Here is a 12,991-nt window from a genome sequence, read left to right as displayed (position 1 = left end):
CCTCACTGCCCGCGGCGGTCCGGGCGTCGGCGTCAGGCGTGGTTCACCTCGCCGACGGCGCTGTCGTCGTCGTCGCTCGGCGGGATGGTGCACAGGTGCTCGGCGACCAGGCCGGCCACCAGCAGGACGAGCGCACCCACGATGGTCGCGACGTCCTGCCACACGGAGCCTAGCGAAGGGATCGCACGGCTCAGCAGGTACACCAGGATGCCGCCGGAGGCTCCGAGCAGCAGAGCACCGACGTGGCTGGACGCCTTCGCGAGCACCACGACGCGCATCGCCCGGAACGGATCGATGGGCCGGCGCAGCGTGCCCTTCGTGGCGCGGTGGATCGGCACGGCGAAGCCGAGCACGAGGGCGGCGACCACGATCAGGGTCAGCGGAACCGTCAGCGGCGGGATGAGCACGGGGCGGCCTGCGGCGGCGATCGCGAGGTCGAGGAGGAACCCTGCGACGGCCCCGGCGAGGCCGAGTCCGAGCAGGGTGCTGATGCGGGTGCGCCTCACGGGGTCCTGCTCTCGGGTTCGGCGGTGCTGCCGCGGGCGGAGTCGCGCCCCGGCCAGGTCAGCCCGGCCGGGTGGTCGGTCACGCGGTCGGTCGCCCGTGCGCGCAGCTCGGCCACGGGTCCGGCTCCGGGAAGGACCGCCGCCGGCTCGGCGTCGAGCCACGGCTCGAGCACGAACGCCCGCTCGGCCGCCCGCGGGTGCGGGAGGGTCAGATGCGCGTCGTCGCGGAGCACGCCGCCGACCGCGATCACGTCGATGTCTAGTGTCCGGTCGCCCCAGCGCTCCTCGCCCTCGCCGCGGATCCGGCCGCCGGCCGATTCGATCGCCGCCGTCGCCGCGAGCAGGTCGTCGGGCTCGAGGACGGTCGAGCCGGTCACGACCGCGTTGAGGTACCCGGGCGCGTCCTCGTCGACGCCCTCGGGCTTCCACGCGGGCGACTCCACGACCTTGGACACCGCCTCGATGCGCAGGCCCGGCGTCGTGGCGAGGGCCCGCAGCGCCTCCTCGAGGTGCGCGAGGCGGTCGCCGAGGTTGCTGCCGAGCGCGAGCACGACGTGGCGCACCGGGCGGACGCGCTCCTGCCGCGGCCTCACGAGCGGGTCCTCGTGATCTGCACGGCGACGTCCTCGAACGGCAGCGGGATCGGAGCGTCCGGCTTGTGGACGGTGATGCGGACGACGTCGGCGGCGGCGAAGCCCAGGGCCACCCGGGCGAGGCGCTCGGCCAGGGTCTCGATGAGGTCGACCGGGTCGCGGGTCACCGCGTCGGCCAGGGCGATCGCGAGCTCGCCGTAGTGCACCGTCTCGGCCAGCGCGTCGCCCTCGGCCGCCGGCGCGGTGTCGAGCCAGACCGTCGCGTCGATCACGAAGTCCTGGCCGTTCTCGCGCTCGAAGTCGAAGACGCCGTGGTGCGCGCGCACGCGCAGCCCGGTGAGGGTGATGGAGTCGCGCACGGCCAGGGCGGCGGGGTCGATCGCGGTCACGGGGTCTCCTCCTGGAGTCGGGCGGCGAGGGCCAGGGCGCGGGCGGACGAGCGGACGTCGTGGACCCGGACGCCCCAGGCGCCGTGCCCGGCGGCGACGAGGCTCAGCATGGCGGAGACCTCGTCGCGCTCGGCGGCCGGGGCGCCGGCGGGGGCGAACGGAGCGAGGAACCGCTTGCGCGAGTGGCCGACCAGGACCGGGAAGCCCAGCGAGACGATCGCGTCGAGCCCGGCCAGCAGCGCCCAGTCGTGCGCGCCGACCTTCGCGAAGCCGAGGCCGGGGTCGAGCAGGAGGCGGTCGTCCCGGATCCCGGCCTCACGGGCGGCGTCGACGCGGCGCTCGAGCTCGCCGCGGACGTCCGCCACCACGTCGCCGTAGGACGCGAGAGCGGTCATGCCCGCGCTGTGCCCGCGCCAGTGCATCGCGATGTAGACGGCGCCGCGCTCGGCGACGAGCGGGAGCATCCGCGGATCGGCGAGGCCGCCGGAGACGTCGTTGACGACGACGGCGCCCGCGTCCAGAGCGGCCTCCGCTGTGGCGGCGCTCATCGTGTCGATGCTGACGCGCACCCCCTCCGCGGCGAGGGCGCGGACGACGGGCAGCACGCGGCCCTGCTCGGCGGCGGAGTCGACGCGCGCCGCACCGGGGCGGGTGCTCTCTCCGCCGACGTCGACCAGGTCCGCGCCGAACGCGGCGGGTCCGTCCCCGGCGGGCCGGGTCAGGTCGAGGCCGTGGCGGACGGCGTCGTCGACGGACAGCCAGCGGCCGCCGTCGCTGAACGAGTCCGGAGTGACGTTGAGGATCCCGAGGAGCGCGGCGCGGCCGGTCGGCGTGAGGTCGGCGACGGTGGTGGCCACGTCACTCCCCCCGCGCGGCGCCGATCAGCGCGATGATCTCGGCGCGGGCGGCCGGGTCGGCGAGGGAGCCGCGGGCGGCGACCGTCACGGTCGAGCTCGCGGTCTGGCGCGGCCCGCGCATCCGCACGCAGCCGTGCTCGGCGTCGACCACGACGAGCACTCCCTCGGGAACGAGGCCCTGCTCGAGCGCGTCGGCGATCTGCTCGGTCATCCGCTCCTGGATCTGCGGTCGCGACGCGACCGTCTCGACCACGCGCGGCAGCCGGCCGAGGCCGACGACCCGTTCGCGCGGCCGGTAGGCGATGTGCGCGACGCCGAGGAACGGCAGGAGGTGGTGCTCGCAGACGGAGCGGAAGGCGAGGTCGCGCACGATCACCGTCTGGTCGAGCGGCGACTCCTGGCCGCCCTCCACCACCGCGAACGTCTCGGTCAGCTGGGCCGCGGCGTCGTCGTCGAACCCGCCGAAGAACTCCTCGTACGCCTCGGCGAACCGCCGCGGCGTGTCGAGGAGCCCCTCGCGGCCCGGGTCGTCCCCGATGGCCGCGAGGATCTCGGCGACGGCCGCCTCGATGCGCGCCTTGTCGACGGGCACGCGCGCGCTACGCCGTCGCGGGGCGCGGGTTGATCAGCGGCGGGCGCTTCGGCGCGACCTCGTCGGCACCAGCGGAGGAGACTCCCCCGTCGGTCGCACCCGAGTCGATCGGCGCCTTGGCGACCGGGACCGCGATGGGCGGCAGGTCGGACAGGGGGCGCTTGTCGCTCGAGAGCCACTGCGGGCGCTCGTCGATGCGGCGGACGTCCTTGAAGATCTCGGCCAGCTGGTCGTGGTCGAGCGTCTCCTTCTCGAGCAGCTCCATCGCGAGGCGGTCGAGGATGTCGCGGTTGTCGTTGATGACCTGCCACGCCTCGTCGTGCGCCTGCTCGATGAGCTGGCGCGTCTCGGCGTCGACCGTCTCGGCGATCTGCTCGGAGTAGTCGCGCTGGTGGCCCATGTCGCGGCCGAGGAACATCTCGCCCGACGACTGGCCGAGCTTGACCGCTCCCACGTTCGCGGACATGCCGTAGTCGGTGACCATCTTGCGGGCGATGGAGGTCGCCTTCTCGATGTCGTTCGATGCTCCGGTGGTGGGGTCGTGGAAGACGATCTCCTCCGCGACGCGGCCGCCCATCGCGTACGTGAGCTGGTCGAGGAGCTCGTTGCGGGTCGTGGAGTACTTGTCCTCCAGCGGGAGCACCATCGTGTAGCCGAGGGCGCGACCGCGCGGAAGGATCGTGACCTTGGTCACGGGGTCGGTGTGGCGCATCGCCGCCGCCGCCAGAGCGTGTCCGCCCTCGTGGTAGGCGGTGATCAGCTTCTCCTTGTCGCGCATGACCCGCGTGCGGCGCTGCGGCCCCGCGATGACGCGGTCGATCGCCTCGTCGAGCGCACGGTTGTCGATCAGCTGCGCGTTGGAACGGGCGGTGAGCAGCGCGGCCTCGTTGAGGACGTTGGCCAGGTCGGCGCCGGTGAAGCCCGGGGTCTTGCGGGCGACGACCTCGAGGTCGACTCCGCCGGCGAGCGGCTTGCCGCGGCCGTGGACCTCGAGGATCCGCTTGCGGCCGAGCAGGTCGGGGGCGTCGACGCCGATCTGGCGGTCGAAGCGGCCCGGACGCAGCAGTGCGGGGTCGAGGATGTCGGGGCGGTTCGTCGCCGCGATCAGGATGACGTTCGTCTTGACGTCGAAGCCGTCCATCTCGACCAGCAGCTGGTTGAGGGTCTGCTCGCGCTCGTCGTGACCGCCGCCCATGCCGGCGCCGCGGTGGCGGCCGACGGCGTCGATCTCATCGACGAAGATGATGGCCGGCGAGTTCTCCTTCGCCTGCTGGAAGAGATCGCGGACACGGCTCGCGCCGACGCCGACGAACATCTCGACGAAGTCCGATCCGGAGATGGAGTAGAAGGGGACGCCCGCCTCGCCCGCGACCGCGCGCGCCAGCAGGGTCTTGCCGGTGCCGGGAGGGCCGTAGAGCAGGACGCCCTTCGGGATGCGGGCGCCGACGGCCTGGAACTTCGCGGGCTCCTTGAGGAACTCCTTGATCTCGTGCAGCTCCTCGATCGCCTCGTCGGCGCCGGCGACATCGCCGAACGTGACCTTGGGCGACTCCTTCGAGACGAGCTTCGCCTTCGACTTGCCGAACCGCATGACGCGGTTGCCGCCGCCCTGCATGCCCGAGAGCATCAGCCAGAAGAACGCGCCGATCAGCAGGATGGGGAGCAGGAAGCCGAGAGCCGAGAGGAACCAGTTGGTCTGCGGGACCTCGTCGTTGTAGCCGGTGCTGCCGAGATCGGCCGCGGACACCGCGTCGACGACCTCCGCGCCGCGAGGGGCCACGTAGTAGAACTGCACCTGCGTGCCGTTGTCGCCGTCGGCCTGCTTGAGCGTGAGATCGACGCGCTGCTCGCCGTCCACGATCTTCGCCGAGTCGACCTTGCCGTCCTTCAGGAGGTCGAGACCCTCCTGCGTCGTGACCGGCCGGAAGCCGGACATGGTGATCAGCGAGGAGCCGATCCACACCGCGACGATCGCCAGGACGACGTAGAGGATGGGACCCCGGAAGATGCGCTTCACGTTCATGCTTGTTGCGGGTGCGACACCCGGCGCCTTTCTGACGAGGAGATTGTGCCTGCCAGGCTACCTCCCGCACTCTGAGCGCCACCCACGCGTTCGCCGTGGGCCGAACAGCCGCGGGCTGTGCTGTCCGGCGGGGATGCGGCGGGCCGCATCCCCGCGCGCGGTCGGCTTCGCGACGGGGTGCGTTCCGCAGAGCGGGGTGCGTCGGACTGCCGGGAAACGCTGGCACGCGTCGGCACCGTCCGGCGGGGATGCGGCGGTCCGCATCCCCGCGCGCGGTCGGCTTCACGAGATGGTGCGTTCCGCAGAGCGGGTCTCGTCGGACTGCCGGGAAACGCTGACACGCGTTTCCCGGTCCGCGTCCTCTGCCTTGCGGGTGGAGGCGGGTGCTTCACGGGCGGGGCGCGCCGCGAGAACGCAGGAGTTGTCGCACTCGAGCTCGACAGCGACGACTACTGCGGTCTCGGAGGGGGCGAAGGTGTCCGAGCGGGGCGTGCCGCGACGAGGGGCAGCAGGCGCGGACGGACGGGCCCGCCCGGGCCGGGTCAGGCCGACTCGAGGAGGGGCTCCGGGTCGCGGAGGGCGGGCACGAGGCCACGGCGGCGGCGGGCGGCGGCCAGCACGGTCACGGCGAGCGCCCCGACCAGCCAGAGCACGAGCACCAGGACCGCGTGCGCGACTCCGATGCTGCCGCCGGCGATCAGCGAGCGGAACGCCTCCACCGTCCAGGTCAGCGGCAGCACGCCGTGGATCGCCTGGAAGAAGGCGGGCGCGGTCTCGACCGGGTAGGTGCCTCCGGCCGAGGACAGCTGCAGCACGATCATCAGCAGCGCCAGGAACCGGCCCGGGGCGTCCAGCAGCGCGATCAGCGCCTGGTTGATCGCCACGAAAGTGAGGCTCGTGAGCACGGCGATCCCGATCAGCCCGGGCAGGTTCGACGCCTCGACGCCCACTCCGAAGCGGATGACGAGCGCGGCCAGGACGCCCTGGGCGACCGCCATCAGCGCGCCGGGCAGGTAGCTGCGCAGCGCGATGACCCAGGCGGGCCGGCGCGCGGCGAGGAGGCGGGAGCTGAGCGGGGCGCTCATCAGGTAGAAGGCGAGCGCGCCGACCCAGAGCGCGAGGGCCATGAAGTAGGGGGCGAGGCCGTAGCCGTAGGACGGCACGCGGTTCATCCGCTCGGCGTCGATCCCGACCGGGGCGGCCGCGACGGTGCTGAGCTCCTGCGCCTGCTCGCCGGTGTAGGTGGGCACGTCGTCCGCGCCGTCCGAGAGCTTCGTGTCGAGGGTGCGCGATCCGGAGGCGAGCGAGTCGATCCCGTCGGCGAGGTCCTGCGAACCGGTGGCCGCGTCGGCCGAGCCGGTCGCGGCGGTCTCGGCGCCGTCCGCGAGGTCCGAGGCGCCCGTCGCGAGGGCGGCCGTCCCGGAGGCGAGGTCGGAGGCGCCGGCGGCCGCGGAGGCGATTCCGCTGGTGAGCGGGCCGACCGCGCCGGAGAGGGTGTCCACTCCGCCGGCGACCTGCGCGGCTCCGCCGTCGAGGGTCGCGGCTCCCTGGGCGAGGGCCTGCGCACCGGTCTGCAGCTTCTGGGCGCCGTCGGCGGCGGAGGTCGCCCCGGTGGACAGAGCGGCGGTGCCGGTCGCGAGGTCGGCGGCTCCGCTCGAGACCGTGGCGGCACCGGCGGCGAGCACCGTCAGTCCGCTGCCGTCGTCGCCGACGAGCGCGGTCGCACCGGAGGCGAGCGTCTGCGCGCCCGCCTCCGCCGAGGCGGCTCCGCCCGCGAGAGCTGCCGCACCCTTCTCGAGGGCGGTCAGCTCGGCCACGCGCTGGGCGTCGGACAGCGAGTCGTACCGCGAGAGCAGGGAGGCGAGGCCGGAGTCGACTCCGGTCGCTCCGGTGGCGAGTTGCGGAGTGGCGGTCGCGAGCGCTCCCGCACCGGTCGCGAGCTGCTGGGCTCCTGCGAGGGCCTTCCCCGCTCCGTCGGAGAGGGAGGCGGACCCGGTGGCCAGCGCCGCGGCACCGGATGCCGCCGAGGCCGCGCCGTTCTTCAGGGTCGACGTCCCCGCGGCGAGGTCGGTGGCACCCGAGGCGAGCGACGCCGCTCCGCCGTCGAGCTGCTGGGCGCCGTCGGCGACCGTGCGGGCTCCCGTGTCGAGCGCCGCCGCCTGGTCGGGCAGCTGCCCGGTCCCGCTCGCGATCCGCTGGAGTCCCGACGAGAGGTCGGACGCTCCGGAGGCCGCGCTCCCCGCGCCCGAGCGGAGGGAGTCGGCGCCGGTCGCCAGCTGCGCGGTGCCGTCCTGCAGCTGCGCGAGCCCGACGACCAGCTCGGAGGAGCCGGACGCGGCGGTCCCGGCGCCGTCCGCCAGCTGAGCGGCGCCGTCGGCTGCCTGCTCGAGGCTCGAGTGCACATCGGTGAAGCCGAGGTAGACGTTCTCGAGGTAGGTGGCGCCGACCTTCTCCTCCAGCGTCTTCGTCACGGTGGTGCCGATGGTGGAGGCGATGTTGCCGACGATCAGGTTGGCCGCGTCGTTCGTCTCGATCGACAGCTTCGCCTGCACGGCCGCGGCGGGGTCGTCGCCGCCGACAGAGGCGACGTCGGCCGAGAAGCCGGCCGGCACCGTCAGCACGGCGAGGACGTCGCCGGAGGCGAGCTCGCGGGACGCCTCGTCGGCACCGGTCGCCGTCCAGGCGAAGTCCGAGCCGGACGTGTCGGTGGTGAGCTGCTCGGTCAGGTCGTCGCCGAGGGCGAGCGCGGAGCCGTCCGAGGCGGTCGCGCCGGTGTCCTCGTTGACGATCGCGGCGGGCACCGTGTCGAGGTGGTGCGTGGGATCGAGGTTGGCCGAGGTCAGCAGTCCCGCGTAGATCAGCGGGATGAGCGCGATCGCGGCGAAGACGACGACGAGGCGCGGGTTCACGGCGCGCAGGGCGCGGCGGAGCGGGGAGGTGGTCATGGTCCTTCTACTTCGTGGAGTGCAGGGCGGCGAGCCGCGGCGAGGCGACTCCGGTGACGAGGAGCTCGGCGATGTCGGCGGAGGCCGAGGCCACGGGACGGCGGGCGTCGCCGTCGAGGAGCCAGCCGACGACCAGCCAGGTGGTGCCGGCGGCGAGGAGGACGGCGAAGCGCTCGACGCGGGCGTGGTCGCCGCCGCCCGATCCGCGCTCGGCGAGGGGCGAGAAGGCGAGGAGCCGCTGCGCGAGGAACGCGACGACCGACTCCTGCACGGCGCGGGCCGTCCCTCCGCTCAGCACGCGGCGGTAGAAGTCGGCGTGCACGAGCAGGCCCTCGAGGAGGCCGCGGACGATGCGCGGGACCGCGCCCTCCCAGTCGGCGGGGGCGGTGCCGGGAGCGACGTCGCCGAACAGCGCGTGCATCCGCTCCACCGCGGCGGCCTCGATCAGGGACGGCACATCGCCGAAGTGCTGGTAGAACGTGGGGCGGCTGACGCCCGCGGCGCCGCAGAGCTCCGTGATGGAGGGCTGGTCGTCGCCCGGGCGGTCGAGGGCCGTCGTGATCGCGGTGAGCAGGAGCTCGCGCGAGCGGGTGAGCCGCGGATCGGTCACAGGGTCCTTCCTCCCGGCGCGAGGAGCGCCTTCTTTACGTCCGTCAGATAACTTACAACCGTAAAGAAGAGCGCGCAAGCATCAGGAGGAGGGCGGCTCCGGGAGCAGCGTCGCGATGGCGGACGTGTCGACGATCACCGAGTCGTGCGGAGTCAGTCCCGGGCTCCGCGGCGTCGGCACCGGCAGGCGCACGAGGAGGGCGCCCGGATCCACGCCGAAGCGCCCGGAGCGGGTGCGGCCGACCGGATCCCCGTCCAGCTCGGCGAGCACCGGCTGGTCGAGCTCGAACGAGAACTCGCGGCCGGGCCACTGCCGGAGCGAGGCGAGCCCGTTGCGGTTGCCGGTCGCCACGTCCAGCGCGAGGCCGAAGCGCCGACGCAGCAGCACCAGCTCCAGGTCGCCGTCGTCGAGCACTGCTCCGGCGGCCAGCTCGATGTTCGCGACCACGGAGCTGCAGTTGCAGGCCAGCACCATGAAGCAGCGCTGCGGAGGCTCCTCCGCGCCGTCGATCGTGAGGGTCACCTCGAATCCGGCCTTGAACATCGCCGGCGCCCCCGCCGCGAAGTAGGCGCCCCAGCCCACCCGCTTCTTCAGCTCCTCGTCCGTCTTGTCCATGATCTCGGCGTCCAGGCCCACCCCGCCCATCACCATGAACACCCGCTCCTCGCCGTCGTCGAACGCGGCCGTGCCCACGTCGATGGCGCGGTCCTGCCCGAGCAGGGCGATCTCGACCGCCTCGGGCAGCGAGCCGAGCGGGATCCCGAGGTTCCGCGCGAGGAGGTTGCCGGTGCCGCTGGGCAGCAGGCCGTAGGGGACGCCGGTGCCGCGCAGCACCGTGGCGACGGCGCGGACGGTGCCGTCGCCGCCCATCGAGCAGACCAGGTCCGGGCCCGCCTCGAGCGCGGCGCGGGCCGCGGCGGCACCGGAGTCGCCCGGGCTGGTCTCGAACCAGAGCGGCTCGTTCCAGCCGTGGCGGCGCGCGATCGTCGCGACCAGGTCCTCCGCGGCGCCGACGTCGTCGAACTTGCTCGGGTTGATCACGACGGCGACGGTGCGCTTCTCGGGTGCCTTCACCCCGTCAGTCTGACGGCACCGGCGACCGGTCCAGTCGCGCTGACGCCTCCAGGGCGAGCACGGCGCCGATCTCGGCCGAGAGCGTGGCGGGCAGCGACGGAGGCGCGTCCCAGCGGGGCCCGGCCAACAGCACGCCGTGGCGGACGCTCGAGCTCTGCAGCGCGGCGACGCTGCCGGCGACGAAGCCGCGGAGGCGGGCGGCCACCGCGGGCGCGACTCCGCTCGTCGTGGCGAGGTCGACGAGGTGCCGGTAGGCGATGCCGCCGAACAGGGCGCCGTCCCCCGATCCCTGGTCGACGAAGACGCCGTCGGGGGCGAGCCGGTCCAGCAGGTCCTCGGCCGTGCGGGAGGCGTGGGCCACCAGGCGGGGGTCGGGCCGCAGGCGGTGCAGGGCGAGCGCCGCCCCGATGTAGACGGCGTGGTTGTAGCTGAAGGCCCAGTCGTCGCGGGCGGAGCCTCCCTCGCGGCCGATGCCGTCGGCGACGAAGCCGGTGTCGTCGTCGCGGAGGCGCACGTGCATCCAGTCGAGGGCGGCGCGCGAGAGCTCCTCCCGGCCGTCGGGCCGCAGCCGCTCCAGGCGCGCGCCGAGGATCGCGAACGGGCCATTGGCGGGCGCGTTCTTGTAGTCCAGCTGCCGGCGGCGCCAGGCGAGGCTCGCCCCGTGGCGGAGGTTCCAGCCCTTCGCGACGGCGAACCGCCAGAGGCGGTCGGCCCGGTCGAGGAACCGCGGGTCGCCCGAGGCCTCCCCGAGGCGGGCGAGCGCGCCGCCGAGCCACATCATGTCGTCGAAGTAGCCGTTGACCAGGCGCCCGCCGTTGCGGAGGCGGATCGCGCGGTGGATCCGCCGCGCCCGCTCCAGGTGCGCCTCGTCGCCCGTGCGCTCGAAGGCGTCGACGGCCGCGTCGATCGCGTGCGCGAGCCACCAGTAGTTGAACTCGAGGTCGGCCCGCAGCGAGGTCGGGTAGCTCATGTGATAGCCCAGCAGCGGCACCGCGAAGAGCCGCTCGAGGCTCTCCTGCGCGGTGTCCGCGGGGCTACTCGTAGACGTGCGGGGCGAGGACGGCGACATCGCGGAGGTTGCGGTAGCGCTCGGCGTAGTCGAGCCCGTAGCCGATCACGAACTCGTTCGGGATGTCGAAGCCGACGTAGGCCACGTCGACCTCGACCTTGGCGGCCGCGGGCTTGCGGAACAGCGCGCAGATCTCGACGGACTCGGCGCCGCGGCTGCGGAGGTTGCCCTGCAGCCACGAGAGCGTGAGGCCGGAGTCGATGATGTCCTCGACGATCAGCACCTTGCGGTTCGTGATGTCGGAGTCGAGGTCCTTCAGGATCCGCACCACGCCGGACGACTTGGTGCCGCTCCCGTAGGACGAGACGGCCATCCAGTCCATGACGATGTCGAGCTTGAGCTCGCGGGCCAGATCGGCCATCACCATCACGGCGCCGCGCAGTACCCCGACGATGAGCAGGTTCTCACCCGCGTAGTCGCGCTCGATGGCGCGGGCCAGGGCGCGGATCCGCTCGTGGATCTCGGCCTCGGTGTAGAGGACCTCGGTGATGTCGTCGGCGATGTCGGCTGCTTCCACCCGGCCACTCTACGGGTGACCGGCCCCCGTCTCCCCTCCGCGAGTTTCCGCTCCGGTACACCTCCGCCGGCGAGTCGCGTGCCGGAGCGGCATCTCGCGGGGAGGGGTCGGGCGCCCCGCGGGGGCCGGCCTCGCGGAAACGTGGTCAGGGGGCCGCGGGTGCGAAGACGAGGGTGGTGCCGCGGCGGGTGGCGAGGACGCCGGGGAGGTCGACGCCCTTCTGGCCGTGCCAGTCGGTGACCAGCGCGGCGACCGCCAGCGTCTGCGAGCGCGAGAGCGCGACTCCGAACTCGTTCGCCACGACCAGGCGGATGATCCGCTGCCGCAGCGCCGGCGGGTCCGCCGCGAGCCCGCGCGCGTCGACCGTGACGTGCCCCGCCTCGTCCTGGCCCACCAGCTCGAGCGCCCAGTCGAGGGCGAGCGCGTCGAGCGCGTCACCGTCCTCCCGCAGCTGCTCGGCCGTGCGCGCCAGAGCCTGCGCCACTCCCGGCCCCAGCTCGTCCTCCAGCACGGGCAGCACGCGGTTCCGCACCCGGACCCGCGAGTAGCGGGGGTCGTCGTTGTGCGGGTCGTCCCACGGCACGAGCCCCTGGTCGGAACAGGCGAGGCGGGTCGTCTCGCGGCGCAGGCCCAGAATCGGCCGACGCAGCGGCCCGCTGACCGGCGCCATCCCGTGCAGCGAGGCCGCACCGGCTCCTCGCGCCAGGCCCAGCAGCACCGTCTCGGCCTGGTCGTCGAGGGTGTGGCCCAGGAGGATCGCGGCGGCGCCCGTCGCGGTCAGCGCGTCGTCGAAGGCGCGGTAGCGCGCGCTGCGGGCGGCCGCCTCCGGACCGCCCTCGGCGGACACCGTCACCACCTCGCGCAGCACCGGCGCGAGCCCCAGACCGTGCGCCTGCTCCGCCGCCCGCCGCGCGACATCGGCCGACGCCTCCTGCAGCCCGTGGTCGACGATCACCGCGCCGGCCCGCCTCCCGCCCCGCGGGGCCTCGAAGGCGACCGCCGCCGCGAGCGCGAGCGAGTCCGCTCCCCCGCTCAGCGCGACCAGCACGAGCGCTCCGGGGTCGAGCCCGTCGAGGCTCTCGCGCACCGCCCGCCGCAGATCGGCGACGGCGGGGGTCAGGCGGGGGCGATCGGGCACATCAAGTAACGTAATGCCAGCGATCCGCCCCTCCCGCGCGCGCACCCGCGCGAGCGTTCCGGAGGCCGATCCGTCCGCCGATGCGCCGCTCACGGCGCCACCGACTCAAGGAGAGAGCATGGCCGCATACGACGTCGTCGTCGAGATCCCCAAGGGGAGCCGCAACAAGTACGAGGTCGACCACGAGACCGGTCGCGTCTACCTCGACCGCGTGCTCTTCACCTCCTTCGTCTACCCGACGGACTACGGGTACTTCGAGAACACCCTCGGCCTCGACGGCGACCCCGTCGACGCTCTGGTGCTGCTCGAGTACCCCGTCTTCCCGGGCGTGGGCGTCTCCGTCCGCCCGGTCGGCGTGCTCAACATGAGCGACGAGGCCGGCTCCGACGCGAAGGTGATCGTGGTCCCCGCGAAGGACCCGCGCTGGCAGCACATCCAGGACATCGGCGACGTCCCGGAGCAGACGAAGAACGAGATCAAGCACTTCTTCGAGCGCTACAAGGACCTCGAGCCCGGCAAGTGGGTCAAGGTCGACGCGTGGGGCGACGCCGCCGAGGCGGAGCAGATCGTCCAGGACGGCATCAAGAAGCTGGCCGAAGAGGGTCACTGACCCCTCGCATCAACGAAGGAACCCCCTCCCGTCGTCTCGACAGGAGGGGGTTCTCTCGTTGCGCGGTG

General features: G+C 73.6%; 13 protein-coding genes. 1 reads left to right on the top strand and 12 read right to left on the bottom strand.

The window, feature by feature from the left end; genetic code table 11:
• Window positions 1-32: 32 nt before the first annotated feature.
• From C5C59_RS14880 to tilS, 12 genes are all read right to left on the bottom strand, one after another.
• Window positions 33-506 (bottom strand): DUF3180 domain-containing protein, encoded by a 474-nt coding sequence (locus tag C5C59_RS14880; RefSeq protein ID WP_104238407.1) that lies wholly within the window; start codon window positions 504-506, stop codon window positions 33-35.
• The gene (gene folK / locus C5C59_RS14875; RefSeq protein WP_104238406.1) at window positions 503-1,099 is read right to left on the bottom strand and encodes a 2-amino-4-hydroxy-6-hydroxymethyldihydropteridine diphosphokinase; all 597 of its coding nucleotides are present in this window, start codon (window positions 1,097-1,099) and stop codon (window positions 503-505) included. The genes C5C59_RS14880 and folK overlap by 4 nt, the downstream gene beginning before the upstream one ends.
• Window positions 1,096-1,488: a dihydroneopterin aldolase gene (folB, locus tag C5C59_RS14870; protein ID WP_104347803.1), complete on the bottom strand. Its 393-nt coding sequence runs from the start codon at window positions 1,486-1,488 to the stop codon at window positions 1,096-1,098. The genes folK and folB overlap by 4 nt, the downstream gene beginning before the upstream one ends.
• The gene (gene folP / locus C5C59_RS14865) at window positions 1,485-2,345 is read right to left on the bottom strand and encodes a dihydropteroate synthase (RefSeq protein WP_104238405.1); all 861 of its coding nucleotides are present in this window, start codon (window positions 2,343-2,345) and stop codon (window positions 1,485-1,487) included. The genes folB and folP overlap by 4 nt, the downstream gene beginning before the upstream one ends.
• Before the next feature lies 1 nt (window position 2,346).
• A complete protein-coding gene (gene folE, locus C5C59_RS14860; protein ID WP_104238404.1) occupies window positions 2,347-2,937 on the bottom strand; it encodes a GTP cyclohydrolase I FolE in 591 nt (196 codons plus the stop codon).
• Window positions 2,938-2,944: 7 nt separating this feature from the next.
• The gene (gene ftsH, locus C5C59_RS14855) at window positions 2,945-4,960 is read right to left on the bottom strand and encodes an ATP-dependent zinc metalloprotease FtsH (RefSeq protein ID WP_104238403.1); all 2,016 of its coding nucleotides are present in this window, start codon (window positions 4,958-4,960) and stop codon (window positions 2,945-2,947) included.
• A gap of 542 nt (window positions 4,961-5,502) precedes the next feature.
• A complete protein-coding gene (locus C5C59_RS14850) occupies window positions 5,503-7,905 on the bottom strand; it encodes a YhgE/Pip domain-containing protein (protein ID WP_104238402.1) in 2,403 nt (800 codons plus the stop codon).
• A 7-nt stretch (window positions 7,906-7,912) separates the two neighbouring features.
• Window positions 7,913-8,515 carry a TetR/AcrR family transcriptional regulator gene (locus C5C59_RS14845; protein ID WP_104226013.1) on the bottom strand — a complete coding sequence of 201 codons (603 nt, stop codon included), beginning with the start codon at window positions 8,513-8,515 and terminating at the stop codon, window positions 7,913-7,915.
• A gap of 81 nt (window positions 8,516-8,596) precedes the next feature.
• Window positions 8,597-9,589, bottom strand: a complete 993-nt coding sequence (locus C5C59_RS14840; RefSeq protein ID WP_104234307.1) for a diacylglycerol kinase family protein — start codon at window positions 9,587-9,589, stop codon at window positions 8,597-8,599.
• A gap of 4 nt (window positions 9,590-9,593) precedes the next feature.
• Window positions 9,594-10,559, bottom strand: coding sequence for a glycoside hydrolase family 76 protein (locus tag C5C59_RS14835; RefSeq protein WP_181134915.1), 966 nt, complete (start codon window positions 10,557-10,559; stop codon window positions 9,594-9,596).
• Window positions 10,560-10,623: 64 nt separating this feature from the next.
• The gene (gene hpt / locus C5C59_RS14830; RefSeq protein ID WP_104238400.1) at window positions 10,624-11,175 is read right to left on the bottom strand and encodes a hypoxanthine phosphoribosyltransferase; all 552 of its coding nucleotides are present in this window, start codon (window positions 11,173-11,175) and stop codon (window positions 10,624-10,626) included.
• A 145-nt stretch (window positions 11,176-11,320) separates the two neighbouring features.
• The gene (gene tilS / locus C5C59_RS14825) at window positions 11,321-12,313 is read right to left on the bottom strand and encodes a tRNA lysidine(34) synthetase TilS (RefSeq protein ID WP_104238399.1); all 993 of its coding nucleotides are present in this window, start codon (window positions 12,311-12,313) and stop codon (window positions 11,321-11,323) included.
• Window positions 12,314-12,431: 118 nt separating this feature from the next.
• On the opposite strand from tilS, the gene ppa reads away from it, so the two are divergent.
• Window positions 12,432-12,923 carry an inorganic diphosphatase gene (gene ppa / locus C5C59_RS14820; RefSeq protein WP_068255683.1) on the top strand — a complete coding sequence of 164 codons (492 nt, stop codon included), beginning with the start codon at window positions 12,432-12,434 and terminating at the stop codon, window positions 12,921-12,923.
• Window positions 12,924-12,991: the final 68 nt, after the last annotated feature.

The organism is Rathayibacter sp. AY1F4 (assembly GCF_002931775.1).
In the GTDB taxonomy this organism is placed as follows: domain Bacteria; phylum Actinomycetota; class Actinomycetes; order Actinomycetales; family Microbacteriaceae; genus Rathayibacter.
The sequence above is the reverse complement of the archived record's forward strand: the minus strand, read 5'-3'. Positions and strand labels throughout refer to the sequence as shown.